Raw genomic sequence first — 25,424 nt, 5'->3', positions numbered from 1 at the left:
GGGCGACGAGAGGCCGGTCCGGCTAGCGGCCACCCATACCGTAGGCGCGGGTCACGGTGGCGACGCGCACCTGGTAGTCCTCGTACCAGAGGCTGCGACCGGTCTGTTGCGCACGACGGTGCCGGCGAGCGTCTTCCATGACCGGGCGGCCTGCTCGTCGGTCCAGTACGAGACGGTGATGCCGAGGCCGTCCCGGGCCGACTCGATGCCCAGGTACCCCGGCTGGTCGGCGGCGAGCTCCTCCATCCGAGCGGCGGTCTCGGCGCAGCCCTCGCCGGTCGGCGTGCGCAGCGAGTTGAAGATGACGGCCGTGTACGGCGGCTCGGGTGTCTGCGCGATGCTCACCGACGGCCTCCTGCGATGGCGTCCAGCGGCTCGGTGCCGGGCTCGAGAGGCAGCCGGAGGGCGCGTACGGCGAACGAGATCGCGTGGTACCAGCCGGCCAGCAGGGTGAGCTCGACCGCGGCGTCCTCGCCGGCCGCGTCGACCAGCGCGGACCAGGTCGTGTCGCTGATGTCGGCGTCCGCATACAGCTCGTCCACCGCCCGCAGCACCGCTCGGTCGGCCGCCACCCAGCAGGGGTCTTCGGGGGGCCCGTGGGCGAGCGAGGCGAGCTGCGCGGGATCGAGCTCGGCCTTCTCGGCGAAGTGGGCGACATGGACGCCCCACTCGTAGTCGGCGCCGCAGAGCGCCGTGGTGCGGTCGATGACCAGCTCGCGCTGGCGCAGGGTCAGCGCCGAGCGCCGGGAGAAGTAGTGGCGGCCCCAGCCGGCCACTCCGTGGGCCAGGCCAGGACGCCTCGCCATCACCCGGAAGAGCTGGATCGGCGGACCGAGAAGGTCCAGGGCGGCCTGGGTCTCCTCGTCGTAGGGCGGACTGACGGGAGCGACCCGGGGTTGCTTCGATTTCAGAGGCATGCTCGGATGCTAGCCTCGGTGCTTCGGAAAGGAAAGCAATTATGACGACACCGATGCCGGGCCGGCCGGTCCGCGGTTCCCGGACGGGTCGGCCGATCATGGTGCTCCTCGACCTGCTCGGCCGCCGCTGGGCGCTCCGGGTCCTGTGGGAGCTCAGCGACGGCCGGGCGATGACCTTCCGCGAGCTGCAGCACGCCGCAGGCGACATCTCCTCCAGCGTGCTGACCGCCCGTCTCCAGGAGCTGGCCGAGGCCGGTCTGGTCACCCACGACGGCGGCTACGACCTCACCGCCCACGGCAGGAGCCTGCTCGACCTGATGACACCCCTCGACGCCTGGGCGAAGGAGTGGTCGGCAGACCACTGACCGCGCTCTTACGGCGAGCCCGGTGGCGGACTCGCACAGGGATTCGAGACAATGCCCCTTATGGCACGCGGCAAGACCAAGCAGGACGTCCCCGACGACTTCGAGGAGCACATCCTCGACACCGACATCGGGGACGAGATGCGGTCCTCATTCCTGGAGTACTCCTACTCCGTCATCTACTCCCGGGCACTGCCCGACGCCCGCGACGGTCTCAAGCCCGTGCAGCGCCGGATCCTCTACACGATGAACGACATGGGCGTACGTCCAGACCGCGGCCACGTGAAGTGTGCCCGCATCGTCGGTGAGGTGATGGGCAAGCTGCACCCGCACGGCGACGGCGCGATCTACGACGCCCTGGTCCGGATGGCGCAGCCGTGGGCGATGCGGCTGCCGATGATCGACGGGCACGGCAACTTCGGCTCCCCCGGCGGTGACGACCCGGCTGCCGCGATGCGTTACACCGAGGCCCGGATGGGCCCGGCGGCGCAGGCGATGACCGATGACATCAAGGAAGACACGGTCGACTTCCGGCCCAACTACGACTCGCGGGAGATGGAGCCGAGCGTGCTCCCCGCCGCGATCCCCAACCTGCTGGTCAACGGCGCCACCGGCATCGCGGTCGGCATGGCCACCAACATGGCTCCGCACAACCTGGTCGAGGTCATCGCTGCCGCGCGCCACCTGATCAAGCACCCCGGCGCCGAGCTCGACACGCTGATGAAGTTCATCCCCGGCCCCGACCTCCCCACCGGCGGCACCATCGTCGGCCTGGACGGGATCCGGGATGCGTACGAGACCGGCCGCGGCTCCTTCAAGATCCGCGCCACCACGCGGATCGAGCCGTTCGGGCGCCGCAAGGGCATCGTGATCACCGAGCTGCCGTTCAACATCGGCACCGAGAAGATCATCGAGCGCGTCAAGGTCCTGGTGCAGTCCAAGAAGATCCAGGGCATCGCCGACCTCAAGGACCTCACCGACCGCGAGCACGGCACCCGGCTGGTGATCGAGGTCAAGAACGGGTTCGTGCCCGAGGCCGTCCTCGAGCAGCTCTACAAGATGACGCCGCTGGAGGACTCCTTCGGGATCAACAACGTCGCGCTCGTCGACGGGCAGCCGCGCACGCTCGGCCTCAAGGAGCTGCTCGAGGTCTTCCTGGGACACCGCTACGACGTCGTCCGCCGCCGCAGCCAGTTCCGCCGCGACCGGGCCGCCGACCGTCTCCATCTGGTCGACGGGCTGCTGATCGCGATCCTGGACATCGACGAGGTCATCCAGCTGATCCGCTCCTCCGACAACGCCGGCGAGGCCAAGGAGCGGCTGATGTCGGTCTTCGACCTGAGCCAGCCGCAGGCGGAGTACATCCTCGACATGGCGCTGCGCCGGCTGACGAAGTTCTCCAAGATCGAGCTGGAGAAGGAGCGCGACGACCTGCGCTCGACGATCGAGTACCTCGACTCGATCCTCGGCGACGACGAGATGCTGCGGAAGGTCGTCTCCGACGAGCTCGGCGAGGTCTCCAAGACGTTCGGTACGCCGCGGCGCACCGTGCTGCTCGCCTCCGCCGGCACCCCCGCGCTCGAGGCGATGAGCCTCGAGGTCGCCGACGACCCGTGCTTCGCGCTGCTCTCCTCGACCGGTCTCCTGGCCCGCTCCTCGGATGCCGAGCCCTTCTCGACCGGCTCGGGCCGCGCCAACCACGACGTGATCGTCTCGGTGGTCCCGGCGACCGCGCGCGGCCAGATCGGCGTGCTCACCTCCCGCGGCCGTCTCGTACGTCTCGGGGTGCTCGACCTGCCGGCGCTGCCGCCGACCCACGGCGACCCGAACCTCTCCGGCGGCCTGCCGCTGTCCGCGCTGCTCTCGCTGGAGTCGGACGAGCGCGCTCTGGCGCTCACGACGCTGGCCACCGACGGCCCCGGCATCGCGCTCGGCACCAAGCTCGGTGTCGTCAAGCGGGTCAACCCCGAGGTGCTGCTCAACAAGGACGAGTGGGAGGTCATCAAGCTCGGCGACGGCGACGAGGTGGTCGGCGCCGCCCAGCTGCGCACCGGCACCGAGTCGTTGGTCTTCGTCACCTCCGACGCTCAGCTCCTGCACTTCCCGGCGGACGTCGTCCGTCCTCAGGGCCGCAGTGCCGGCGGGATGGCCGGCGTCCGGATGGCCCACGGGTCCAAGGTCGTCTTCTTCGGCGTCGTCTCCCCCGACGCCCCCGAAGGTGCCGCGGTCGTGACCGTCGCCGGTTCGTCGAGCGCTCTGCCCGGGACCGAGACGGGCTCGGTGAAGACCACGCCGTTCAGCGAGTACCCGGCCAAGGGCCGGGCCACCGGCGGCGTACGTGCGCACCGCTACCTCAAGGGCGAGGACTCGATCGTCTTCGCCTGGGTCGGCGCCGCTCCTGCGATGGCCGCCGCGGCCTCCGGGGCGCCCATCGACCTGCCCGAGGTCGACCCGCGCCGCGACGGCTCCGGGGTCCCGCTGGAGCAGCCGATCGACGCCGTCGCCGGCCCGGTCGCCAACCGCTAACTCGCTGGTCGAGCCGGATTCGTGAGGAACGAACGAATCCGTGTCGAGACCAACACGGTCCCCTCGGCGCTCGAGGGGACCGTGTTGGTCTCGACACGCTCGCTGGCGCTCACGGCTCGACCAGCGGTTGTCAGCGCAGCGCGATGGGGTTCACCGGTGCCCCGACGGCTCCGGTGACCCGCAGCGGTGCCGCGGTGAGCAGGAAGTCGTAGCGACCATCCGCCGCGCACGCTGAGGCGAGTCCGTCCAGGTCCCACATCTCGCCCAGGAAGAGGCCCAGGTGTGGGATCGCGACCTGGTGCAGCGGCTGGAAGGCCTCGTCGAACTCGTTGGGCCGCACCTCGAAGCCCCAGGTGTCGGTGGCGATCGCGGCGATCTCGGTGCGGTGCAGCCAGTCGGCGGTGGTGAAGGAGAGGCCGGGGGCTGGTCCCCCGGCGTAGCCGCCCCAGCCCTCACCTGCGGCGACGCCCCGGCGGGCGCGGGAGAGCTGCCCGGTGCGTACGACGACGATGTCGCCGCGACCCACGGCCGCGCTGGCGCCCTGGGCAGCGATGGTGCGCTCCAGGTGCTCCTCGGTGATGGCGAAGCCGTCGGGGAGCTCTCCGTCTGTCCCGATCGCGCGGCCGACGTCGAGCAGCACCCCGCGGCCGCAGACCACGTCAGCGACGGTCTCGATCCCGGTGACACCGTCGCCCAACGACGTGACCACCGACTCCGCCGGGCGGCCGTTCCAGGCCCGCCCGTGGTCGAAGATGTGCCCGAGCCCGTCCCACTGGGTCGAGCACTGCAGCGGCATCGCGATCACGTCGTCGGCGCCGCCGATCCCGTGCGGGAACCCCTGGATGCCGGCCACCGCGTCGGTGCCGGTGTCGAGCATGGTGTGCACCGGATTCGTACGCCGCCGCCAGCCGTTCTGCGGCCCGTCCATGTCGAAGGGCAGCGAGAGCGAGTAGGACCGCCCGGTCCGCACCAGCCCCGCAGCCGAGACCCGCTTGGCGTCGGTGAGGAAGTTCATCGTCCCGCGGACGTCGTCCTCGCCCCAGCGTCCCCAGTTGGAGACCCGGGCGACCGTCTTCGCGATCTCGCCCTCCGGGTCGCTTCGATCCAGGCGGGTCATGAGGCGTCCAGCTCGGCGAAGGTGTCGGAGACCCAGTCGGCGATGAAGCCGATGACGTGCGGGAAGTGGTCCAGGCCGATGTGCTCGGTGGCGCCCTCCTCCGGCGTGAAGATCCGCAGCTCGCGCTTGGGGCTGTTGACCGCCTGGTCGTAGGAGCGATGCGCGTAGGAGAGCGGGATCTGGCGGTCGTTCTCCCCGTGGGCGATGAGGAACGGCACGGTGATCTCCTCGACCACGCCGTCGAGGTTCACGTCCTCGGCGAAACCGATGAACGTGTCGATGTCGGGCTGCCCCCACACCCACAGCACGTGGTCCCAGTAGTGCGGCACCGGGTTCTCACCCTCACGCTGCAGCCGGCGCTTCTGCACCGCACCCCAGTCGTGGTTGGCGCCCCAGGCCACGCACAGCGCCAGCCGCTTCTCGTACGCCGCGGCGCGAGGCGCGTAGTAGCCGCCCAGCGACCAGCCCACGAGCCCGATCCGGTCCGCGCGCACGTCCGAGCGCGTCTCGAGCCAGTCGACGCAGGCCGCGGCCCAGGCCTCGGTGTCGACGCGCGCGGTGAGGCCGTCGAGACGCAGCGCCTCACCGGCGCCGCCGCAGTCGACCATCAGCGTCGAGATACCGCGAGCTGCGAGCTCGGTGTGGACGCCGGCGCCGACCATCATCTCCTTGGTCGAGTCCAGACCGTTCCACACGATCATCACGGGCGCCGGCGTCCCGTCCCGATGAGCCGGGTGGAAGTAGGCGGGCAGGGTGGTCTCGCGGCCGTCCTCGACGTACGGGATCGCGACCTTCACCGTCGGCTGGTCGAGGAGCTCGAAGGAGCGGACCAGCAGGTCGACACTGCGCTGGTACTCGGCGTTGCGGTCCGGGTCCTTCGCGCTCTGCATCCGCTCGGCCTGGGAGACGTAGACGGAGGCCCGGAAGAGCTTCTGCCCGGCCGTACGCCGGTGGCCGGCCTTCTCGGCCTCGCCCGCCTGCTCCTCGAGCTGGTCGGCGACACTGCGCCAGGCGGCCATGAACTCGGTCGTGCCCACGTCGGAGCCCTGCGCGGCCAGCTCCTTGAGCGGCCGGCAGGCACGGTCGACCTCGTCGATCAGGCCGCCGGAGTTGAGCGTGGCGACCACACCCAGGTTCCACACGTAGTTGCCGGGAAAGTACTCGAACATCTCTTGTCCTCTTCTGATGGATGATTCTCAGCGCAGCGCGTCGGAGACGGCCTTGGCGCCGGCGTGCGAGGCGATCCCGCCGTCGACGGGGATCTCGGCGCCGGTGACGTACGCCGCGCCGTCACCGAGCAGGAAGACCACCACCGACGCCACCTCGTCAGGCGTGCCGACCCGGCCGAGCGGGGTCGCGGCTACGGAGGCGTCACGGAAGGCGGGCGAGGCGGAGGCGGTCATGGCGGTCTCGATGAAGCCGGGGTGCACCGCGTTGACGCGGATCCTGCGCTCGCCCAGCTCGAGCGCCGCGGCGTGCGTGAGTCCACGGACGGCCCACTTGCTGGTCGTGTAGGCCACCGGATAGTGCCCCTGCATCGCGGCAAGCGATCCGATCGTGACGATCGACCCGCCGGCCGGCATCAGCGGCGCCAGCGCCTGGATCCCGAGCAGCGGTCCGATCACGTTGACGTCGTGGGTGTCTCGCATGTCGGCGACACTCGCCGCTCCGACCCGCGCACGTCGCGTCACCCCGGCACAGCTCACCAACCCGTGTACGGGCCCGGCGAGCTGGTCCCCCAGCCGGGTCCATGCGTCTTCGTCGCGGACGTCGAAGATCCGCACACCGGGACCGGGCTCGCGGTCCAGGCCCACCACCGTCCCGCCCGCCGCGGCCACGGCGGCCACGACCGCCGCCCCGATCCCCGAGGCGGCCCCGGTGACGACGACCGTACGTCCGGCCAGCGAGCTCATCGCGAGCCCTCGCGAACAGCCGCGCGCTCGTCACCGCCGCGGCGGCGCACCGGCGGCAGCTCGGGGGCGGGCGGCGCGGCCGCGACGGTGTTGGTGAGGGTGCCGATCCCCTCGACCTCGAGGGTGACCACGTCACCGGGCTGGAGCGGCTTCGGCTCCTGCGAGCCATGCCGGCCCCAGAGCTCGGCCAGGCACCCGCCGTTGCCGACGGTGCCCGAGCCGAGGACGTCGCCGGCGACGACGCGGGAGTCGCGGGAGGCGTACGCGATCATCGTCTCGAAGGTCCAGCCGACGTTCGAGAGCCGGTCGCGGCCGACCTCGGTGCCGTTGACCGACACCGTGCACAGCAGATCGAGGAAGCCGTCCTCGTCGCGGTAGGGCTCCAGCTCGTCGGCCGTCACGATCCAGGGCCCGAGCGTGGTGGCGAAGTCCTTGCCCTTGGCCGGTCCGAGACCGACCTGCATCTCGCGGCCCTGCAGGTCACGCGCGGACCAGTCGTTGAGGATCGTGTAGCCGAAGACGTACGCCCCGGCCTCCTCGGGCGCGACGGACCGGCCTTCGGCCCCGACGATGGCGGCGACCTCGAGCTCGAAGTCGCGGGCCGCGCAGGCCGCGGGGAACGGGACTTCCGCGCCCGGCCCGAGGATCGCGTGCGGGTTGGTGAAGTAGAAGGCCGGGGCGTCATACCAGGCGTCGGGGACGCCGACGGCGCCGTCGACCGAGCGGCGTACGCCCTCGACGTGCTCCTCGAAGGCGACGAAGTCGCGCACCGAGGCCGGCTCCAGCGGCGCCAGCAGCTCGACCTCGGCGAGGTCGATGGCCTCCGCCGCCCGGGCATGGTCGGCGGCACGGTCGAGCACCTCGCGCCCGCCGGTGATGAGCGTACGCATCGAGTGCCGGACGGCGAACGGGTGCAGTCCGTCCTCGGTGACCAGGCCGACCCGCGGCACCCGCAGGCCGCGGTCGAGATAGGTGGCGAGCTTCATCGAGTCCTCCTCAGACCGGCGGGGCGACGAAGACGCCCTTGTCCGGGTCGTTGAAGGACTTGCCGGCGATCAGCTCGTCCATCGGGTTGGCGGTGCCCCACTGGTCGGAGACCTCCGGGTCGCTGAAGTCGTACAGATGCGGGTGCCAGTTGTCCTCGACGAGCTCCTCGAGCTCGGTGGTGTACTCGACGGTGTTGCCGTGCGGGTCCAGGAAGTAGCTGAAGGTGTTGTTGCCGGCCAGGTGCCGCCCCGGCCCCCAGATCTTCTCCACGCCTGCCCGCAGCAGCCGCCCGGTGCCGCGCATGTACTCGTCCAGGCCGCGCATCTCGAAGGAGGCGTGGTGCAGCGCGACGTGCGGCCCGCGGGCGATCGCGAGGCTGTGGTGGAACCGGTTCGTACGCAGGAACCACATCATCGAGCCCAGCCGCGGGTGCATCAGGGTGTCGGAGAGCGCGAAGCCGAGGTGGCGCTGGTAGAACGCCACGGTCTGCTCGGGGTTGGGCGAGTTGATGACGACGTGGGAGAGCTTGACCGGGACCGCCTCGCCCTCCTCGATCCTGCGGTGCTGCCGCACGGCGACGTCGCAGGAGACCTCGACCGTACGTCCGTCGTTGTCGAAGAAGCGGAAGCCGTAGCCGCCGCCCGGCGTCAGCACCGGGCCCGGCTCGCTGACGAGCTTCACCCCGGCACGGCCGAGCCGCTCGGCCATCGCGTCCACATCGGCCGGGCTGGCCGCACCGAACGCGATCAGGTCCAGGCGCTTGTCGTCGGCGCGGCGCAGACGCACGGAGTAGTGCTCCGGGGAGCCCTCCGCAGCCAGGAACGCCAGCCCGCTGTCGGTCGCCTCGGCCTTGAGCTTCCAGGTGTTCGTGTAGAACTCCAGCTGCCGCTCGTAGTCGGGCACGGCCAGGTCGACGTGGCGCAGGTGGGTGATCAGCCGCTCGGCTGGCGGGGTCTCGATGATGGTCTCGGTCACGGTGTTCTCCTCGTGAGATGGGGTGGTCAGGCGGGCTGGGTGACGAGGGCGGCGACGCGGGCCATCAGCCCGGGTACGTCACCGCGCTCGCGCGCCTTCAGCCAGGTGCAGAGCTGGAGCGAGGCCTCGACGACGGCCCGCGCACGGGGCAGCCGGCGCTCGGTGAGCGCGGGCCAGACGGCGGCCAGGTCGTCGGCAGCGGTGAGCAGCTCGGCGAGCACGGCGGCGTCCTCGAGCGCCTGGGCGGCGCCCTGGGCGAGGGTCGGCGGGCAGCTGTGCGCGGCGTCGCCGATGACGACGACCCGGCCCCGGTTCCAGGGGCCGTCGACGACGTGGCTCTCGAAGTGGGTGTAGTTGACCCGCTCGGCGTCGGTCAGGGACGCGCGGATCTGGTCCCACGGCCCGTGGTACGCCTCGGCCAACTCGCGCATCACCGCCAGTCCCTCCTCGGCCGACAGCCCGCTCCGGTCCTGGGCCGGCTCCACGACGTAGGCGTAGAGGCTCTCGTCCGAGGTCGGGCAGTAGCCCGCGATGTAGGACGGTCCGCCGTAGAAGAGGTCGGTGCGGGTGACCTCGGCCGGTCGACGCGTGAACGCTCGCCAGATGCCCATGCCCACCGACTCGGGCTCGACCTCGATGCCGATCGCCCGACGTGTCCACGACCGCACGCCGTCGGCGCCGACGACGAGGTCGTAGCGCCCGTGCGACCCGTCCGCGAAGGTGACGTCGGCGCCCGTCTCGTCCTGCTCGATGCCGGACGGTGCGATCCCGAAGCGCACCTTGGCGCCGGCCGCGACGGCGCGGTCGAGGAGGATCCGGGCCAGGGCGGGCCGGTACATCCCCATCGTCGCCGGCAGATCCGGACCACCGGTGCGGTGGTCCTCGAGCTCGACGAGCAGCGTGCCGGCCGGGTCCGGCGCGCGCAGCCCGAGGGTGTCGTACCCGTAGCCCTCGGCGCGCACCTGCTCCCACACACCGAGGTCGCGCAGCACCCGCAGCGCGTTGCCCTGCAGGGTGATCCCGGAGCCGAGGGCGGAGAGGTCCGGCTTGGCGTCGACGAGGTCGACGGAGACGCCCCGCTCGGCGAGCAGGATGGCGGTCGCCGTCCCGGCGGTTCCGGCACCGATGACGAGAACCGAGCTGATGGCGGGCATGAGATCTCCCTGATGTGCGAGATGGTGGAGTGACGAGCACCACTCTGAACCGCACGCAACTATTCGGGAAGAGCAGACTTCCTATCCCGCCTATACACGGCGTTTATAGTCAGACACCATGGCGACCGATCCGCTCCGCAACCTCGATCTCAACCTGCTGCTCTCCCTGGACGCACTGCTCGAGGAGCGCAACGTCACCCGCGCGGCGGCGCGGCTCGGACTGAGCCAGCCCGCGGTCTCGGCCGCACTGCGGCGCCTGAGGCGTCACTTCGGCGACGACCTCCTCGTCCGCACCGGCAACCGCTACGACCTCACTCCCCTGGCCACCCAGCTGCGCGGGACCACCACGACAGCCCTGGCCGGCGTACGCCGCGTCTTCGAGGCCGAGCCGGGCTTCGACCCGGCGACCTCGACCCGCGAGTTCACCGTGGTCGCCTCCGACTACTCCACCACCGTCCTCGGCGACCATCTCGCCACCGAGCTGGCCCGCGAGGCCCCCGGCGTACGCCTCCGGTTCCAGATGCAGACCCACGACGACGTCGACCAGGCGCCGGAGTCGCTGCGGCACGTGGACGGGCTGGTCCTCCCCCACGGCTTCCTGCAGGACCAACCCGCGGTCGAGCTCCACACCGACAGCTGGGTGCTGGTCGTGTCCGCCGACAACGACGCCGTCGGCGAGACGATCACCATGGAGGAGCTCGCAGAGATGCCCTGGGTCGTCACCCACCACGCCCCGACCGCCTTCACCCCAGCCGTACGCCAGCTCAGCATGATCGGGGTCGAGCCCGACGTCCATGTGGTGACCGAGAGCTTCCTCCCGGTGCCGTTCCTGGTCGCCGGGACCCCGCGCGTCGCCCTCCTGCAGCGCCAGCTCGCCACCCGGCTGGCGGGCGCCGCCGGCGTACGCATCCTCGACTGCCCGTGGGACGTGGTCCCGCTGAAAGAGGCGTTCTGGTGGCACCCCGCCCATCGCGCGGACCCGGCGCACGGCTGGCTGCGCCGGATGATGACGCGTGCCGCCGCGCGACTGGAGGAGCCGGACTGACCATCGGGTATCGACGAGGCTGATACCCGGCAGAAGCAGGTTTGGCTTCCGCAATACCTCCTGGATCTCCCACGATGCTGTGACTGCTGTCACACGATCTCGGCCTGATCCATGGAGACCCCATGTCCGACACCCTCACGCCCGTCCGGCAAGCCGGACGCACGCAGGGCTTCCTGCTGATGTTCATGAGCTGCCTGCCCGTCCTCGGCGCCGTACTGCTCGCTCCCGTCCTGCCCCGGATGCAGGACCACTTCGGCCACAGCGGTGCCGCGACCGCGCTGGTCCCGCTCTCCCTCACCGTCCCGGCTCTGATGATCGCGCTGCTGGCGCCGTTCGCGGGCCGTATCGTGGACACGTTCGGGCGCAAGCGGCTGCTGCTCACCGGCCTGGCGGTCTACACCGTCTTCGGCACCGCGCCGCTGTGGTTGGACGGGCTGGGCGCGATCGTCCTCAGCCGCGCGGGGGTCGGCGTCGCCGAGGCGGCGATCATGACCTGCTGCACGACGCTGATCGCGGACTACTTCAGCGGCACCGAGCGCGACCGCTGGCTCGGCATGCAGACCGTCTTCGCGTCGCTGTCGGCCACGGTGTTCTTCGCGCTCGGCGGGGCGCTGGGCGCCCAGGACTGGCGCACCCCGTTCTGGCTCTACGCCTCCAGCCTGCTCTTCCTCGTCCTCGCCGCGGCGCTCGTCTGGCAACCCGCCGGCGAGACCACCTCCACCGGGGAGCGTGCCCCGCTCCCGCCGCTGCCCGCTCGCGCCCTGGCGCTGCCCTGCGCGATCACGGTCGTGGGCGGCATCGTCTTCTACACCCCGATCGTGGAGCTCCCCTACCTGCTCGACGCGGCCGGCATCACCGCCGTCCCGGCGATCGGCGCGTTCACAGCGCTCGCCTCCCTCGCCACCGCCGGTGGTGCGTACGCCTTCGGCCGGGTGTCCGGCCGCGGCACCGCCACGCTGCTGCCGATCTCCTTCGGGCTGGCCGGGATCGGGCTGGTCGTGCTCGGTGCCACCTCGGTGGTGCCCGTCATCGTGCTCGGCGCGGTCATCGCCTCGGCGGGCACCGGCCTGATGCTGCCCACCCTGCTCGTCTGGGCCCAGTCCGGCCTCACCTTCGAGCAGCGCGGTCGCGGTACGGGCCTGTGGACCGCCGCCCTCTTCCTCGGCGAGTTCGTCTGCCCCCTCCTGGTCCTCGCCTTCACTGGTGCCCTCGGCGGCCTCGGCGCCGCCGTCGTCCTCGTCGGCGCCGTCGCCGTCCTCCTCGCCCTCCTCACCCGCCGCGTCCTCACGAACGCCGTGGAGAACGGCCGCCGCATCGCCGAGGAGGCGACCTGGGCTCCCTGAGGGTTGCGGGGCGTGGCATTCTGACCCGCATGCCCCTGAGCCTGCCACGCCTCGCCTTCGCTCTCGTCGCCCTTCTGGCCGCGCTTCTCGTGATGACCTCGTGCGGCGACGAGGACCCGGCCAATGGGCGTACGCCGAAACAGGTGCTCGCAGCGGCGCAGAAGCACCTCGACGAGACGAGCGGGATCAACTTCTCGATCGCCTCCGACGACCTGCCCGAGGGCATCACGACGCTGAAGGCGGCGACCGGGACGCTGACCCGCGAGCCCGCGTTCCAGGGCAAGCTGACGGTGCCGGTGATGGGTTCTGAGGCGCAGGTCGAGGTGGTCTCGGTCGACGGCGTCGTCTACGCGAAGCTGCCGTTCACGACCGCGTTCCAGGAGCTCGACCCGGCTGACTACGGCGTGCCCGACCCGGCCGCGCTGATCGCTCCGGAGACGGGCATCTCCTCGCTGCTCGCCGCGACCGAGGACGTGAAGATCGGCAAGTCGGTACGCGGCGGCGCCGACAACGACGAGATCCTCTCGACCTACACCGGCACACTCCCGGACACCGCGGTCCAGAAGATCCTCGCCGGTGCGACCGGCGACTTCGACGTCACCTACATCATCAACGACTCCGACGAGCTCACCGAGGCCACCATCAAGGGCAACTTCAGCGGTGAGGGCGAGGCGGCGTACTCCTACACGATCGACGTGACCGAGTACGGCGTCGAGAAGGAGATCGCCAAGCCGTGAGAGCCGTTCTGTGGCTCGCCGCGATCGCGGTGGCGTTCGCCGCCGCGGACACCTACGTCGTGGTGCTGGCGCTGCCGGACATGATGGCGGGCGTCGGGCTCTCGATCGAGGAGCTGCAGCGGGCCGCGCCGCTGATCTCGGGGTTCCTGCTGGGCTATGTGGCCGTGCTGCCGCTGATCGGACGCCTCGCCGACCTGCTCGGGCACCTGCCGGTGCTCGTCGGCGGGCTGGTCGTCTTCGCGTTCGGCTCGTTCCTGACGGCCCTGTCGTGGGACCTGGCCGCGATGGTGGTCGGCCGGTTCTTCCAGGGGCTGGGCGGTGGCGCACTCGTCCCGGCGACCCTCGCTCTCGTCGCGGCGCTCTACCCGGCCGAGCGCCGCGGGGTTCCGCTCGGGCTGGTCTCGGCGGTCCAGGAGCTCGGCTCCGTGCTCGGGCCGCTCATCGGCGCGGCCGTCCTCGCCGTCGCGGACTGGCGCGCGATCTTCGGGCTCAACCTCGTGGTCGGCGTCGTACTCGCAGTGGCGATCCGGAAGCTGGGCCGCGCGGACTCCGTCCGGGATCGTCCACGGCGACCGGACCTGATCGCAATGCTGCTGTTGGTGGTCGCCGGCGCCGCGTTCGTGCTGCTGGCGGTCGAGCCGACCGCCCTGGTCCAAGACCTGACCTGGGGCGCGCTCTACGTGCCCGCGGCCGGATCCACGCGCTGGCTGACCCCGCTGGGCCTGGTCACGATCATCGCCACCGTCGGGTTCTTGGTGAAGTGCGGCCTGCGGCCGGGCGTACGCCGCGTGCTCGGCCGGATCGCCGCCGAGGTCGACCTTCTCGGGGCGCTTCTGCTCTCGTTCGCGCTGGCCGGGGTGATCCTGGCCTTCGCGACCGCCGACCCCGAGGTGGCGGTCTTCTCCGAGCAGGGCACCTGGTACCTGGTCGCCGGCGGGCTGGCACTGCTCGGATTCGTCTTCCACCTGCGCCGGGCGCAGGACCCGATCGTGCCCCGGGGCGCGTTCGCCCGCACGCCCGCGTGGGGCTCGGTGCTGATCTCGTTCTTCGTCGGCGCCGCACTCGTGGCAGCGCTCATCGACGTACCGCTCTTCGCCCGCACCACGATCTACGGCGACAGCCAGCTGAAGGCTGCCCTGGTGCTGCTCGAGTTCCTGGTCGCCCTGCCGGTGGGTGCCGTCGCCGGCGGTTTCCTCACCCGGCGGCTGCCGGCGGGCGTGATCGCCGGCGGCGGGATGCTGCTGGCCGCGGTGGCGTTCGTGTTCATGGCACGCTGGGACGCTGACGCGCTGCGCTCGCTGTCGGCGACCGTCGTGCTCGTCGCCGGTGGCCTCGGCTTCGGCCTCGCCCTGGCGCCGGTCAACGCGGCGATCCTGGCCACGACCGAGCAGTCGATGCACGGCCTGACCACCTCGTTCACGGTCGTGGCTCGCATGGTCGGGATGCTGGTCGGCATCTCGGCGCTGACCACGATCGGCCTGCGCAGCTACTACGCCGCCCAGGCCGACCTGCCGTCGCTGTCGTCGGTGTGCACCGGCGGCGGCATGTGCGAGGAGTATCAGGACCTGCTCATCGGCGCCGCCATCGCACAGGAGCACACCGTCTTCGCCGGCGCCGCGGTCTGCGCCGGGATCGCCGCCCTGCTCTCCGTGGTGCTCCTGCGAGGCGCGCCCACCCGGGCACTCTCTCCCACCGAGACCGTCACCGCTCTGTAGGGGCCTGAGCTAACCGATCCGGACGCGGAGCCGCTCGCGGGCGGGGATCCGCGGATAGGTGCTTCCGCGCTCGACCACGTTCCAGGGAGCGGCGGCGAAGACCTCGGCGGTTGCCGAGATCATCGCGATCGTCGACGGCTCACCGGGGCACCGGTGTCCCTCGGCGGGGTCTCCCCCGCCCTGCGGGACCAGCTCGAACTCGTCGACCTCTCGGCCGAGGAACCGCTCGGTCGAGAACGTGTACGGCGCGGACCACGAGGCCGGGTCCAGGTTGGTCCCGGGGACGTCGAGGACGACCCGCTTCCCCTGCGGGACGATCTGGCCGTCCCAGTCGCCGTGCTGGCGCGCGATGCCGGCGAGCGCCGGGACGAACGGGAAGACGCGGCGTACCTCCTGGGTGAAGGCGTGGCGTCGCGCGGGATCCTCGGCGAGCGTCGGGCGCAGCTGCGGTTCGTCGTCGAGGGTCTGGACGGCGAAGGTGCCGAGGTAGGCCACGGCGACCGCGGGCCGCAGTACGTTGAGCAGCTCCACCGCCGCCACCGGAACCGGCAGCAGCTCGCCCTCCGGGTCCCGCCAGGTGGCGATGGTCTCCACCGGCGTGGTGGGCGGGGTCGTGGCCGACCGCGCCTCCCGGATGAGCGCCCGGGCCCAGCGGTTGGCCCACAGCCGGGCCGCCCACGCCGTCGCATAGGAGGGTCCGGAGATCCCGAACCCGTCGACGATCCCGGCCAGCCGACGCCCGACCTTGTCGGGGTGGCGCACCGAGATGCCGGCCCATGCCAGGACCGCGCGGGCGTAGACCTCGGACAGCAGGTGAAACACGCTCACCGTCTCCCCGTGGCGTTCCCGAATCGATGTGCTGAGGTGGTGGCGTACCAGATCCTCGAGCGTCGAGGCAGCGGCATCGTCGAGCAGGCCGAGGAACTGCCCCTTGCGGTGCTGGTGCTCTTCACCGTCGAGTCCGTGGACGGCGCCACGGCCGAAGAGCAGGGTGGCCAGGGGTGCGGGCACCGCATCGGAGCGGCGGATGAACTGGGGGTCGTAGAAGCGGCGTACGGAGGCAGGACCGCTCACGACGACGGCATCGTCCCCGAGGAGCTTGACGGGGCAGACCGGCGGATCGCCGGCCCGCCGCCGAGCGTCGGGGATCGCGTGGTAGCCGTGCCGGAGCAGGTCCGCGGCGAGATCGCGGGACATCCGGTCGCCTCCCGTCAGGAGCCGCTGGTGACCCGGTCGCTCACACCCGTCACGCCGACCGAATGGGCACAGTGGGCGCAGCAGAACATGTGCTGCTCGTTCTGCACCCCGTGCCCGAGGATGCGGGTGCCGCAGTTGACGCACACGGGCGCGATCACCGCCACAGCACACTCGATCGAGTCGAAGACGTGGTGCTCACCCGAGGCCATCGTCACCTCGAAGCTCTCGTCGTAGTCGTTGCCGCACGTGACGCACTTACCCATGGTTCGGTCCTTTCCTTGCTTCGTACCGGACTTCACGCCGGACGCCACGCGGCCCGGGCCCTCGAGGGCCCGGGCCGCATGGTGTCTAGGTGAAGATGCTGACCCCACCAGGGCCGACCAACAGGCCGACGATGATGAGGACTGCTCCCCATAGGATCTGGCCGCGTACCAGGGCCAGGATGCCGCCGATAACCAGGACTGCCGCGATCAGCCAGAGAATTAGTGCCATGTGGATCTCACCTCGGTGTGTAGTTGTTGCGGGGGATGCTCAGACCTTGTCGTCCAAGCGGCTACGGAGCAGGGCCTTCGCCTCCTCGGCACCCTGCACGGAGTTGGCCTGCGCGCGAACGAACAGGTCTTCCAATTCGGTGTCCTTCGAGCGGCGCGCGTCCTCGATGTAGGTGTCCAGACGCAGCGCGTTGTTCAGGCATGCCTCGGTGAACCAGATGAGGTTGTAGTCCTTGTCAGGGGTACCCGTGACGACTCCAGTCTCAACGCTCTTCGTGGTCATGCGGATCACTCCTCATGAGGTCTCTCGTTCCTACACTCCGCCCGGTACCCAACTCGCGCGCCCCGCAAACCCTCCGTCCGGAAACGGAAGATCGCCTCGCGTCCGGGCGATCTCGGACGCGGTCTCACCGAGCGCTGTCGGTGGCGACCCACCGGAGCACGTCGTCCCACTCCTCGAGGAACCGCTCCAGGCCGTAGCGCCTTCTCGCGTGCCGGCGCCCGATGAGCCCGGCCTCCTCGGCGACGTCGGGATCCTTCATCAGGTGGCGTACGGCCGGGACGATCTCGTCGCGGCGGGTGGTGACGAACCCGGCCTCGTGCGGCACCGCGAGCGGGGTCTCGGTCGTCGCCAGGGCGACGACCGGCATACCGAGGTGCATCGCCTCGATCAGCGAGAGCCCCAGCGAGGTCCAGCGGTTGAGGTGGACGTAGACGCGACGTCGCGGGAGGTGATCGTGCAGATCCTGCTGCGACAGGTCCTCGTACGTCCGCAGCCCGTCGTAGGACGGCAGGCGCTCGACGCGCTGGCCGAAGACGTCGGCGCCGACGCCCTCGGCCAGCGCCGGGATCAGGTCGGCGCCGACCGAGCGGCCTCGGCGTACGGGATCGTTGACGACCACTCCGGCGCGCTCGATGTCCCCGGTGTAGCGGCGGCCCGGGTCGACGATGCCGTGCTCGATCACGGTGGTCGGGGTGCCGGAGCAGTCCCAGAGGAGGTCGTTGAACCCGGTGACGTGGACGATCGGGACACCGCTGCCCGCCATCGGGTGACGAGTGTCGGGGACCGCGCCGACGGGGGTGTTGTGCTCCACGTAGACGGCGGGCAGGTCCCGACCGGGGCGTCGACCGCCGAGCCACCGCTCGGCCAGCTCGACCTCGTGCGGCCGCTGCAGGACGACGACGTCGACCTCCTCGTCCGCCAGGGCCTCACTGCTCACCTCGCGGGCTGCCGACGGCCAGTCCGACGTGCTGGCGCGGCCGAGACCGTCGGGGCCGCGGTCGGGCGTGGTCGGGAGGAGATAGTCGTGGCGACCGTGCACGAACGCCCTCGTCCAGGTGCTGTGCACGTGCCAGATCAGGATTCTCATTCCCTCTCGGTGCCCGGGAGGCCCTGTGGTGATGCGGCGAATCAGGACAAGTTCCGAGGTCAGCGCACCGGCTCTGCCTCTGCTGCCGCCGTCGGGCTCGTCTCCTCACGCCATCGCGCCGTTCGCTTGAGCCCCTCCTCGAGCGGCATCTCCGGCTCCCAGCCGAGGAGCAGCCGCGCGCGGGTCAGGTCCGGGCGGCGTACGTGCGGGTCGTCCGTCGGCAGCGCCACGTGGTGGATCCGCGACTCGGACCCGGTCAGCTCGATGATCATCCGGGCCAGCTCGAGCATCGTGATCTCGTGGTCGTTGCCGATGTTGACCGGTCCCGCCACGTCGGCGCAGGCGAGCCGCAGCAGTCCCTCGACGGTGTCCTCGACCCAGCACAGGGACCGCGTCTGCGAGCCGTCACCCGCGACCGTCAGCGGAGCCCCGCTCAGGGCCTGGCCGAGGAAGGCCGGCACGACCCGGCCGTCATCGACGCTCATCCGCGGGCCGTAGGTGCTGAAGAGGCGCGCCACTGCGACGTCGACACCTCGCTCGCGGGCATAGGCCATCGTGGTCGCCTCCGCGAACCGCTGGCCCTCGTAGTAGACGCTGCGTACGCCGATCGGGTTGACGTGGCCCCAGTCCTCCTCGCGCTGGGGGTGCTCCTCGGGCTCCCCGTAGACCTCGGAGGTGGAGGTGAGCACGAACCTGGCGTTGTGGCGGGCGGCCAGCTCGAGTGCGTTGACCGTACCCGCGCTCGCCGCTCGTAGCGTCTCGAGAGGCAGCCGCTCGTAGTGCACCGGAGAGGCCGGGCAGGCCAGGTGCATCACCAGGTCGACGCCACCCGGGTCGGGGATCGAGTGGCTGGCGTCGGCGATGGTGATCGCGAACCCCGGGCGGCCGAAGAGATGCTCGATCTTGTCGGCTGAGCCGGTGAGCAGGTTGTCGACGATCCACACCTGCGCCCCGGCGTCCAGGAGCCGCTCGCTCACCCACGAGCCGACGAACCCGGCCCCGCCGGTGACCACCACCCGGGCGCCGCGCAATGACTCTTCCCAGGCGTTCATCGGTGTTCCTCCCAGGGCGTGTGTCCGTTTCACCTGCACTGGTACCCGCAGCCATCCATCCCAGCCTGGCCGTCCCGTTTACCACCCCCAGGGGTGGTTGCGGACCCCTACGGCCCACACCCGCCGGGGTGAACCTTGCGCAGAAGCCGTTGGGAGACGGTCGAGTCGGGCACTACCTACACATGACGACGACAACTTTCGAGACAGACCTACCCCGGGCCGAGCGACAGCGTCTGACCTCAGAGCTGTTGGCGAAGGCACACACCGCGGAAGGTGAGGAGCAGGACCGGATCCTCGAGGAGGTGATCCTCCTCAACGCCGCGGTCGCCCGCTCGATCGCCCACCGCTACACCGGCCGTGGCATCCCCCGTGCGGACCTGGAGCAGGTGGCGTACATCGCCCTGGTCCGGGCCGCGAAGAGCTTCCACCCCGATCGTGCCGACGACTTCCTCACCTATGCCGTACCCACGATCCGCGGTGAGGTGAAGCGCTGGTTCCGTGACCACGGCTGGACGGTACGGCCGCCGCGACCCATCCAGGAGCTGCAGAGCACGCTGCTGCGGATCGGGTCGGAGCGGGGAAACCTGCCCACCTCCGAGCTGGCCGAGATCGCCCACGTGCCGGAGCAGAAGGTACGCGAGGCGCTCGATGCCCGCGGTTGCTTCACCCCGTCCTCGCTGGACGCCCCGCTGCGCCCCGGCGAGGCCCAGTCCTCGGCCGAGGCGACCATCGGCGACATGCTGCCCGGAGTCGACGGCGGACTCGCCGACTGCGAGACCCGTCTGGCCCTGGAGCAGGCGATTCACGTGCTGTGCCCGCGTGACCAGCTCGTGGTGAGGCTGCGCTTCATCGAGGACCGTAGCCAGGCAGAGATCGGCGAGGCCATCGGCGTCACCCAGACCCAGGTCTCCCGGATCCTGACCCGGATCATCGACGAGCTCCGTGCGCAGCTCGAAGGCGTAGGACTCGCCGCATGACCCGCACCCACGACGGGTACGGGACACGAAAGCCGACCCCGACACAAGGAGATCTGGCATGACGTACTCAACGATCACCGGCGAGCGATCCAAGAACGCTCAGCGCTCGCTGTGGAACGGCACGACGCCCAAGACCAAGTGGCAGGAGTCGTCCTGGGGCAAGCGGCTCACGGCTGTCGCCGCCTTCGCGGCCCCGATCGCGATCACCGTCGCCACCACCGTCATCCGCAAGAAGGGCACCGAGGCACTGCTGCGAAAGTTCAAGGGAGGCAAGAAGAAGTGAGGACGAAACGCAACCTCTTCACCTTCGCCTTGGGTGGGGTAGCCGGCTACGTCGTCGGCCGCTACCCCGCCGCCACGTACGAGAAGGTACGTGACGGAGCCGGCATCACCCTGGGTCTGGCCCGTGACCGGATCGGCATCATGTCCGAGACCTTCCCGATCGGGCGGCCCGGCTACCACCGAGCTCCCACGACCCCGCCTCCGGACAACGCCGACGGGGTCTTCGAGCGGACCTCGACGGCGTACGTCTCTCGGCCGCATCCATAAATGGTTGCAGGCTCAGCACATAGCTGTGGGGCGCCGACCCGATCACGGGTCGGCGGCCCACAGGTCTCCGTAGAACGGAACTAGCGCCCAACCGCCTTCTCGAGCTCGGCCTTGCTCATCTTCGAACGCCCCTTGACGTTCTTGTCCTTGGCCTCTTCGTACAGCTGGGCCTTGGTTCGCCCGCCGGAGCCGCGGTGGCTGCGCAAGCCACCGCGGCGGCCTGAGGAGATGTCCTTGGTCGAGGTGCGGCTGCGTTCGCGGGACTCTCCCCCGCGGGCACGCTCCTTGTTCACCGTACGAGCCGCGATCTCCTCGGCGGTGTCCTCGTTCTCACCGCGCTCGAGCAGACCGTCCTTGATATGCTCGTACTGTCGTTCTCGCTTCTTGCTCCAGGCACGTTGCGGCATCTCAGCTCCTCCTCTTTCTCGGCTGATCGAAGCGCTCCTCGTCATCGGCGACGCGCTTGTTCCGGCGGGCGTCGTAGAGCCAGGCGGCAACGCCGACCAGGACGACGATCACCCCGATCACGGTGAAGATGACGGCTTGGGTAGTCATACCTTCCGGTACCCCCTCGATGCGTCGGTTACGCGGCGACGGCGACCCGCATCCGGCGGAGGATCCGGGCCAGGGCGCGGGAGACCTGCGCCTGGGTGGCACCGATCCGCTCGCCGATCTCGGCCTGAGAAAGACCGTCGACGAAGCGCAGCCGGAGGATCATCAGGTCCGTCTCGCGGAGATCGCCGATCGCCTCCGCGACCACGACTCGCGCCTCGGCGCGGTCGAAGCCGGGGTCGGCCTCCCCCATCTGCTCGATCAGCTCGTCGTCTGCACCTTGCGGACGTACGCAGCGGGCCAGCTCGCGGAAGCAGTGGCGGATCTCGCCCTTGGCCATCGGCACGGCATAGCTCAGAAACTCGCCCTCGGCGGGGTCATAGCGGCGAGCAGCCTTCACCAGCCCCATGTGTGCGGCCTGGCGCAGGTCGTCGGCATCGATGCCCCGGCCCGAGTAGCGGGCGGCAAGCGAGCGTGCCACCGGGAGGTGGCGTACGACCAGATCCTCCTGCTGAGGAGGGAGCAGCGGCGATGCATCCTGTGTCGTATCCATGACCCGAGTCTTTCGCGCGGACACGCGAAAGACACCTGCTCAGGAGAGAAATGACCCTCAGGGGTGAGCTCAACCCCCACAGCACACTCACCCCTGAGGGTTAGAACCGCGGTCCCGGGTCCGTTGCCGAGACCGCGGCACCGACAGCGCATCGTGGTGTCACAGCATGCCGCAGCAGACCGAAGTCACCCAGACTGCTCTGTCGATACGACATCGGTAACCATCCTGGCCCCCACGGATGCGCCCGACTCCACGGAATTCTCGTCGGGCGGAGCGAACCCATGGGTGATCGCCCAACTGACCGCCTGGCTGCGGGTGGTGACCTCGATCTTGCGGTAGGCCTGCCGGATATGACTCTTGAGCGTGTTCACGCTCACGACGAGCTTGTCGGCGATGTCCTTGTTGGACAGTCCCTGGGTGATCAGGGCGAGCACCTCAACCTCGCGTGTGGTGAGCCCGGCGACGACGCCGAGCCGGTCCTCACGCTCGCCCAGCGGCTCGCCGGCGGCGGTGAGCTCGATGGCACGTACGAGCTCACCGGCGTGCACGCTCATCGACACCCAGGAGGGGGCACCGAGCGAGAATGCCTTGACCCGCAGGTCGGGGCGCATGTCGCGGCTGAAGATCAGCACCTTGGCGTTCGTCTCGTGCAGCAGATGCGTCAGGTCGGAGCCGTCGGCCAGATGCAGACCGAGGGTGTCGTAGAGGATCACGTCGACGCCCGGCGCCCGGCTGCGTACCGACGGAAGAGCGGTCACGACCACCCGGTCGGGAAAGTCCGTGAGCATGCTGACGAGCCCCCGCATGACAACCTCCTGCGGGCTGACCACCGCGACCCGCACAACTCCCACCCTCATCACATCTGAACCTTCTCAGATCGGTGGTCGATTGGACAGGTGTATGGGCAGAACACGCCGTGGGTACCTGGGCTTATGTCCACAGAACCCGAGACAGGAGCAGCCCATGTCGCACGTCACCGAAGACCTCAAGAAGGCCTCCGAGCTACCCGAAGGCGACGTGGTCAGGATCCTGCTGCAGCAGCACGCCGGCATCCGGCAGCTCTGCGCCACGGTGGGGAACTCCGAGGGCCCGGCCAAGCGCCAGGCGTTCGACGACCTCCGGTTCCTGCTCGCGGTGCACGAGACCGCCGAGCAGATCGTCGTCCACACGGTCACCTCGACCCATGGCGGCGAGACGCTCGCCGAGGCGCTCAACGCCGATGAGAAGGAAGCCACCGAGATGCTGGCCCGGCTCGAGGAGGTCGGCGTCGACAGCCCCGAGTTCGACGAGACCTTCCCGATCTTCCAGATCGCGGTCGAGCAGCACGCCGAGGAGGAGGAGCGTGTCGAGTTCCCGCTGCTTCTCAGCACGATCGACGAGACGGCTCGCCACATGATGGGCAAGCGCCTGACCGCGACCGAGCTCGTCGCACCGACCCACCCCCACCCCGGCTCCGCCGGATCGGTGCCCAAGCAGCTGGCCACCATGCCGTTCCACTCCATCGCGGACCGCGTCAAGGACGCGCTGAGCCGATCCTGACGTGGCCGTGGCACAGTGGATGCTGAACGGCATCGACAACAGCATCGAAGTCTTCAGATGGGAGCAGAGATCATGGTCGAGAAGGAAACCAAGGACCCGGTGACCGGCGCTGACGAGAGCACCGAGTCCCCGATCCCCTTCCCCACCCCGGATCGGGTCGAGGAGGAAGGCGCCGAGCGCGATCGCCAGGACGAGACCGAGGAAGAGACCTTTCCCGCCAGCGACCCGCAGTCCAGCTGGGCAGGTCCCGCGGATCCGCGGGACCGCTGACCCTCAGGCCAGGCCCCGGCGCTCCAGCAACGGAGCGATCGGGGCCGGCCGGCCGCGCCACTCCGCATAGGACTCCAGCGGGTCCCGAGTGCCGCCGATGCCGATCACGTAACGGACGTACGCCTCGCCGTTCTCCCTCGTCAGGCCACCGTTCTCCTTGAACCACGCGACCGTGTCGGCGTCGAGGACCTCGGACCAGATGTAGGAGTAGTAGGCCGAGGCGTAGCCGCCGAAGATGTGCTTGAAGTACGCCGTGTAGTAGCGCGGCCGCACCGCCGGGTTGTCCAAGCCGACCGCCGAGAGCGCGGCCGCCTCGAACTCCTCGACAGCCTCCGGCGAGGTCGGTACGTCGGCCGGACCGAGCTCGTGCCAGGCGAGGTCGATGAGCGCGGCGGCCAGGTACTCGGAGGTCGCGAACCCCTCGTTGAACGTGGCGGACGCCTCGAGCTTGCCGAGAACGTCGGCCGGGATCGGCTCACCGGTCTCGTGATGTACGGCGTAGTTGGCGAGCACCTCGGGCCAGAGCATCCACATCTCGTTGACCTGGGACGGGTACTCGACGAAGTCGCGGTAGACCGACGTCGCCGCGAACCGCGGGTAGGTCGCCCGCGCCAGCAGCCCGTGGAGCGCGTGCCCGAACTCGTGGAAGAGCGTGTTGACCTGGTCGAACGTGAGCAGCGTCGGCTCCCCCGGCGCCGGCTTGGGCACGTTGAGGTTGTTGGTCACGACCGCCGACGGCTCACCCAGCAGCGTGTTGGCGGTGACGTAGGAGTTCATCCACGCGCCGCCCTTCTTCGAGTCCCGGGTGTAGAGGTCGAGCAGGAAGAGGCCGATCGGCTCGCCGTCGCGGGAGACCTCGAAGACGCGTACCTCGGGATGGTAGCCCTGCAGGTCGGGCCGCTCCTCGAAGGTCAGCCCGTAGAGCCGGCCGGCGCCGAAGAAGACGCCGTCGCGCAGCACCCGGTCGGCCTCGAACCACGGCCGCAGGACGGCCAGGTCGACGTCGTACTCCGAGACCCGGACCTTCTCCGCGTAGTAGGGCCAGTCCCAGGCCTCGATCGGTCCGCCTGCCGATGCCTCGAGAGCGGACTGCTCGGCCCGGGCGTTGCGAGCCGCCGGCGCCGCCAGCCGCTCCAGCATGTCGCGGACGGCCTTCGGGGTGCCGGCGGTGTTGTCGGCGGTCACCAGACCGGCGTAGCTGTCGAATCCGAGCAGCTGCGCCTTCTCCGCCCGCAGCCGCAGCGCGTCGAGCGCGATGCCGCGGGTGTCGTTGGCGTTGCCGCGCGAGCCGCGGGCGAGCTGGGCCTCGAACAGCCGCTGGCGCAGCTCCCGGTTCTCCAGCACCGACAGGTAGGGGTGGGCGGTGAACAGGGTCAGCGTGATCAGGAACTTGCCCGCCAGTCCCCTGCCCTCGGCGGCCGCCGCGGCCGCGGAGATCTCCCCCGGGGTCAGCCCGGCGAGCTCCTCGACGGTGTCGACGACCACGGCGAGGTCGTTGGAGTCGGCCTGCGCCGCCTGCCCGAACGCCGCCTCCAGCCCGGAGATCTCCTGGTTGAGCTCCCGCAGGCGTGCCTTCTCTGCAGGCCCCAGCGCAGCGCCGGCGAGCACGAAGTCGCGGTGGTAGCGCTCGACCAGATAGCGGTCCTCGCCCTGCAGCTCGGCCCGCTTCTCGTAGACCGCGTTCACCCGGGCGAAGAGCGCATCGTCGAGGAGCAGCGCGTCGTGGTGGGCCGCCAGCCGCGGAGCGTACGCAGCATGGAGCTCGTCCAGATCGTCGTCGGAGTCCGCGGAGAGCAGCGAGAAGAAGATCCGCAGGACCCGGTCCAGCCGTTCCCCGGACCGCTCCAGGGCGACCAGGGTGTTCTCGAACGTCGGCTCCTCGGCCGAGGCCGTGATCGCGGCCAGCGCGGCCAGCTGCTCGGCCATCCCCTGCTCGATCGCCGGGCCGTAGTCCTCGATCGCGATGTCCGCGAAACGCGGCAGGCGGTGGGGCAGATCACTGGGCTCGAGTAGGGCATCAATCATGCCGCCAGCTCCGTTGAGGAGAGCGAAGAATACGAAACTGGCGGCATTCGGCTGATTG

General features: G+C 70.3%; 30 protein-coding genes. 11 read left to right on the top strand and 19 right to left on the bottom strand.

The genetic code is table 11. The features are described from left to right. Positions 1 to 51 precede the first annotated feature (51 nt). Positions 52 to 345 (bottom strand): antibiotic biosynthesis monooxygenase family protein, encoded by a 294-nt coding sequence (locus ACIO3S_RS24240; protein ID WP_400468250.1) that lies wholly within the window; start codon positions 343 to 345, stop codon positions 52 to 54. Continuing rightward, positions 342 to 917, bottom strand: coding sequence for a carboxymuconolactone decarboxylase family protein (locus tag ACIO3S_RS24235; protein WP_400468248.1), 576 nt, complete (start codon positions 915 to 917; stop codon positions 342 to 344). The genes ACIO3S_RS24240 and ACIO3S_RS24235 overlap by 4 nt, the downstream gene beginning before the upstream one ends. A gap of 41 nt (positions 918 to 958) precedes the next feature. On the opposite strand from ACIO3S_RS24235, the gene ACIO3S_RS24230 reads away from it, so the two are divergent. Together ACIO3S_RS24230 and ACIO3S_RS24225 are read left to right on the top strand one after the other, a co-directional pair. Beyond that, entirely contained in the window at positions 959 to 1,282 is a 324-nt protein-coding gene (locus ACIO3S_RS24230) for a winged helix-turn-helix transcriptional regulator (RefSeq protein WP_400468246.1), read from the top strand. Positions 1,283 to 1,342: 60 nt separating this feature from the next. After that, positions 1,343 to 3,805 (top strand): DNA topoisomerase (ATP-hydrolyzing) subunit A, encoded by a 2,463-nt coding sequence (locus tag ACIO3S_RS24225; protein WP_400468243.1) that lies wholly within the window; start codon positions 1,343 to 1,345, stop codon positions 3,803 to 3,805. Between the two features lie 130 nt (positions 3,806 to 3,935). Here the strand turns inward: ACIO3S_RS24225 and ACIO3S_RS24220 are convergent, their stop codons facing one another. The 6 genes from ACIO3S_RS24220 to ACIO3S_RS24195 are packed head-to-tail and all read right to left on the bottom strand — an operon-like array spanning position 3,936 to position 9,951. After that, positions 3,936 to 4,922, bottom strand: a complete 987-nt coding sequence (locus tag ACIO3S_RS24220; protein WP_400468241.1) for a cyclase family protein — start codon at positions 4,920 to 4,922, stop codon at positions 3,936 to 3,938. After that, positions 4,919 to 6,091, bottom strand: coding sequence for an alpha/beta hydrolase family protein (locus ACIO3S_RS24215; RefSeq protein WP_400468238.1), 1,173 nt, complete (start codon positions 6,089 to 6,091; stop codon positions 4,919 to 4,921). Before ACIO3S_RS24215 ends, ACIO3S_RS24220 begins: the two co-directional genes overlap by 4 nt. A gap of 27 nt (positions 6,092 to 6,118) precedes the next feature. Then, a complete protein-coding gene (locus tag ACIO3S_RS24210; RefSeq protein ID WP_400468236.1) occupies positions 6,119 to 6,835 on the bottom strand; it encodes an SDR family NAD(P)-dependent oxidoreductase in 717 nt (238 codons plus the stop codon). Continuing rightward, positions 6,832 to 7,821: a fumarylacetoacetate hydrolase family protein gene (locus ACIO3S_RS24205; RefSeq protein ID WP_400468234.1), complete on the bottom strand. Its 990-nt coding sequence runs from the start codon at positions 7,819 to 7,821 to the stop codon at positions 6,832 to 6,834. Before ACIO3S_RS24205 ends, ACIO3S_RS24210 begins: the two co-directional genes overlap by 4 nt. Positions 7,822 to 7,831: 10 nt before the next feature. After that, the gene (locus ACIO3S_RS24200) at positions 7,832 to 8,797 is read right to left on the bottom strand and encodes a VOC family protein (protein ID WP_400468231.1); all 966 of its coding nucleotides are present in this window, start codon (positions 8,795 to 8,797) and stop codon (positions 7,832 to 7,834) included. A 26-nt stretch (positions 8,798 to 8,823) separates the two neighbouring features. Beyond that, positions 8,824 to 9,951 (bottom strand): FAD-dependent monooxygenase, encoded by a 1,128-nt coding sequence (locus tag ACIO3S_RS24195; RefSeq protein WP_400468229.1) that lies wholly within the window; start codon positions 9,949 to 9,951, stop codon positions 8,824 to 8,826. Between the two features lie 118 nt (positions 9,952 to 10,069). Between ACIO3S_RS24195 and ACIO3S_RS24190 the strand changes: the two genes are divergently transcribed. From ACIO3S_RS24190 to ACIO3S_RS24175, 4 genes are all read left to right on the top strand, one after another. Then, positions 10,070 to 10,996 (top strand): LysR family transcriptional regulator, encoded by a 927-nt coding sequence (locus ACIO3S_RS24190; protein WP_400468226.1) that lies wholly within the window; start codon positions 10,070 to 10,072, stop codon positions 10,994 to 10,996. Positions 10,997 to 11,118: 122 nt separating this feature from the next. Beyond that, a complete protein-coding gene (locus ACIO3S_RS24185; RefSeq protein WP_400468223.1) occupies positions 11,119 to 12,339 on the top strand; it encodes an MFS transporter in 1,221 nt (406 codons plus the stop codon). Between the two features lie 29 nt (positions 12,340 to 12,368). Next, positions 12,369 to 13,076, top strand: a complete 708-nt coding sequence (locus ACIO3S_RS24180) for an LppX_LprAFG lipoprotein (protein ID WP_400468221.1) — start codon at positions 12,369 to 12,371, stop codon at positions 13,074 to 13,076. After that, entirely contained in the window at positions 13,073 to 14,791 is a 1,719-nt protein-coding gene (locus tag ACIO3S_RS24175; RefSeq protein ID WP_400468218.1) for an MFS transporter, read from the top strand. The genes ACIO3S_RS24180 and ACIO3S_RS24175 overlap by 4 nt, the downstream gene beginning before the upstream one ends. A gap of 9 nt (positions 14,792 to 14,800) precedes the next feature. On the opposite strand, the gene ACIO3S_RS24170 is transcribed toward ACIO3S_RS24175, so the two are convergent. The 6 genes from ACIO3S_RS24170 to ACIO3S_RS24145 all read right to left on the bottom strand — a co-directional run bounded on the left by ACIO3S_RS24170 (position 14,801) and on the right by ACIO3S_RS24145 (position 18,901). Beyond that, a complete protein-coding gene (locus ACIO3S_RS24170; RefSeq protein ID WP_400468215.1) occupies positions 14,801 to 15,988 on the bottom strand; it encodes a cytochrome P450 in 1,188 nt (395 codons plus the stop codon). Between the two features lie 14 nt (positions 15,989 to 16,002). Further along, a complete protein-coding gene (locus ACIO3S_RS24165) occupies positions 16,003 to 16,251 on the bottom strand; it encodes a hypothetical protein (RefSeq protein ID WP_400468212.1) in 249 nt (82 codons plus the stop codon). Positions 16,252 to 16,336: 85 nt separating this feature from the next. Then, positions 16,337 to 16,480, bottom strand: coding sequence for a GPGG-motif small membrane protein (locus ACIO3S_RS24160; RefSeq protein ID WP_168381108.1), 144 nt, complete (start codon positions 16,478 to 16,480; stop codon positions 16,337 to 16,339). 39 nt (positions 16,481 to 16,519) lie between these two features. After that, positions 16,520 to 16,762 carry a hypothetical protein gene (locus ACIO3S_RS24155; protein ID WP_400468210.1) on the bottom strand — a complete coding sequence of 81 codons (243 nt, stop codon included), beginning with the start codon at positions 16,760 to 16,762 and terminating at the stop codon, positions 16,520 to 16,522. Between the two features lie 124 nt (positions 16,763 to 16,886). Then, positions 16,887 to 17,849 (bottom strand): glycosyltransferase, encoded by a 963-nt coding sequence (locus ACIO3S_RS24150; RefSeq protein ID WP_400468208.1) that lies wholly within the window; start codon positions 17,847 to 17,849, stop codon positions 16,887 to 16,889. A gap of 59 nt (positions 17,850 to 17,908) precedes the next feature. Continuing rightward, complete coding sequence (locus ACIO3S_RS24145; RefSeq protein ID WP_400468206.1) at positions 17,909 to 18,901, bottom strand: NAD-dependent epimerase/dehydratase family protein; 993 nt, start codon at positions 18,899 to 18,901, stop codon at positions 17,909 to 17,911. Between the two features lie 182 nt (positions 18,902 to 19,083). Between ACIO3S_RS24145 and ACIO3S_RS24140 the strand changes: the two genes are divergently transcribed. From ACIO3S_RS24140 to ACIO3S_RS24130, 3 genes are read left to right on the top strand one after another with little or no spacing between them, the layout of a single operon-like run. After that, positions 19,084 to 19,878 carry a sigma-70 family RNA polymerase sigma factor gene (locus ACIO3S_RS24140; protein WP_350718097.1) on the top strand — a complete coding sequence of 265 codons (795 nt, stop codon included), beginning with the start codon at positions 19,084 to 19,086 and terminating at the stop codon, positions 19,876 to 19,878. 58 nt (positions 19,879 to 19,936) lie between these two features. Continuing rightward, positions 19,937 to 20,161, top strand: coding sequence for a hypothetical protein (locus ACIO3S_RS24135; protein ID WP_400468204.1), 225 nt, complete (start codon positions 19,937 to 19,939; stop codon positions 20,159 to 20,161). Then, complete coding sequence (locus tag ACIO3S_RS24130) at positions 20,158 to 20,427, top strand: hypothetical protein (protein WP_400468202.1); 270 nt, start codon at positions 20,158 to 20,160, stop codon at positions 20,425 to 20,427. Before ACIO3S_RS24135 ends, ACIO3S_RS24130 begins: the two co-directional genes overlap by 4 nt. Before the next feature lie 80 nt (positions 20,428 to 20,507). Here ACIO3S_RS24130 and ACIO3S_RS24125 read toward each other — a convergent pair whose 3' ends face one another. From ACIO3S_RS24125 to ACIO3S_RS24110, 4 genes are all read right to left on the bottom strand, one after another. Further along, positions 20,508 to 20,834 carry a plasmid stabilization protein gene (locus ACIO3S_RS24125; RefSeq protein ID WP_400468200.1) on the bottom strand — a complete coding sequence of 109 codons (327 nt, stop codon included), beginning with the start codon at positions 20,832 to 20,834 and terminating at the stop codon, positions 20,508 to 20,510. Between the two features lies 1 nt (position 20,835). Then, complete coding sequence (locus ACIO3S_RS24120; protein ID WP_160024233.1) at positions 20,836 to 20,982, bottom strand: hypothetical protein; 147 nt, start codon at positions 20,980 to 20,982, stop codon at positions 20,836 to 20,838. 28 nt (positions 20,983 to 21,010) lie between these two features. Then, positions 21,011 to 21,532 carry a sigma-70 family RNA polymerase sigma factor gene (locus tag ACIO3S_RS24115; RefSeq protein ID WP_400468198.1) on the bottom strand — a complete coding sequence of 174 codons (522 nt, stop codon included), beginning with the start codon at positions 21,530 to 21,532 and terminating at the stop codon, positions 21,011 to 21,013. Between the two features lie 185 nt (positions 21,533 to 21,717). After that, positions 21,718 to 22,389, bottom strand: a complete 672-nt coding sequence (locus ACIO3S_RS24110; protein ID WP_400468196.1) for a DNA-binding response regulator — start codon at positions 22,387 to 22,389, stop codon at positions 21,718 to 21,720. 106 nt (positions 22,390 to 22,495) lie between these two features. Here ACIO3S_RS24110 and ACIO3S_RS24105 point away from each other — a divergent pair, with 106 nt between their 5' ends. Then, positions 22,496 to 23,071, top strand: coding sequence for a hemerythrin domain-containing protein (locus ACIO3S_RS24105; RefSeq protein WP_400468194.1), 576 nt, complete (start codon positions 22,496 to 22,498; stop codon positions 23,069 to 23,071). A 72-nt stretch (positions 23,072 to 23,143) separates the two neighbouring features. Continuing rightward, positions 23,144 to 23,341 (top strand): hypothetical protein, encoded by a 198-nt coding sequence (locus ACIO3S_RS24100; RefSeq protein WP_160024237.1) that lies wholly within the window; start codon positions 23,144 to 23,146, stop codon positions 23,339 to 23,341. Positions 23,342 to 23,344: 3 nt separating this feature from the next. Here the strand turns inward: ACIO3S_RS24100 and ACIO3S_RS24095 are convergent, their stop codons facing one another. After that, entirely contained in the window at positions 23,345 to 25,366 is a 2,022-nt protein-coding gene (locus ACIO3S_RS24095) for a M3 family metallopeptidase (RefSeq protein WP_400468193.1), read from the bottom strand. Positions 25,367 to 25,424 lie beyond the last annotated feature (58 nt).

This window comes from Nocardioides sp. NPDC087217 (assembly GCF_044744805.1).
In the GTDB taxonomy this organism is placed as follows: domain Bacteria; phylum Actinomycetota; class Actinomycetes; order Propionibacteriales; family Nocardioidaceae; genus Nocardioides.
The sequence above is the reverse complement of the archived record's forward strand: the minus strand, read 5'-3'. Positions and strand labels throughout refer to the sequence as shown.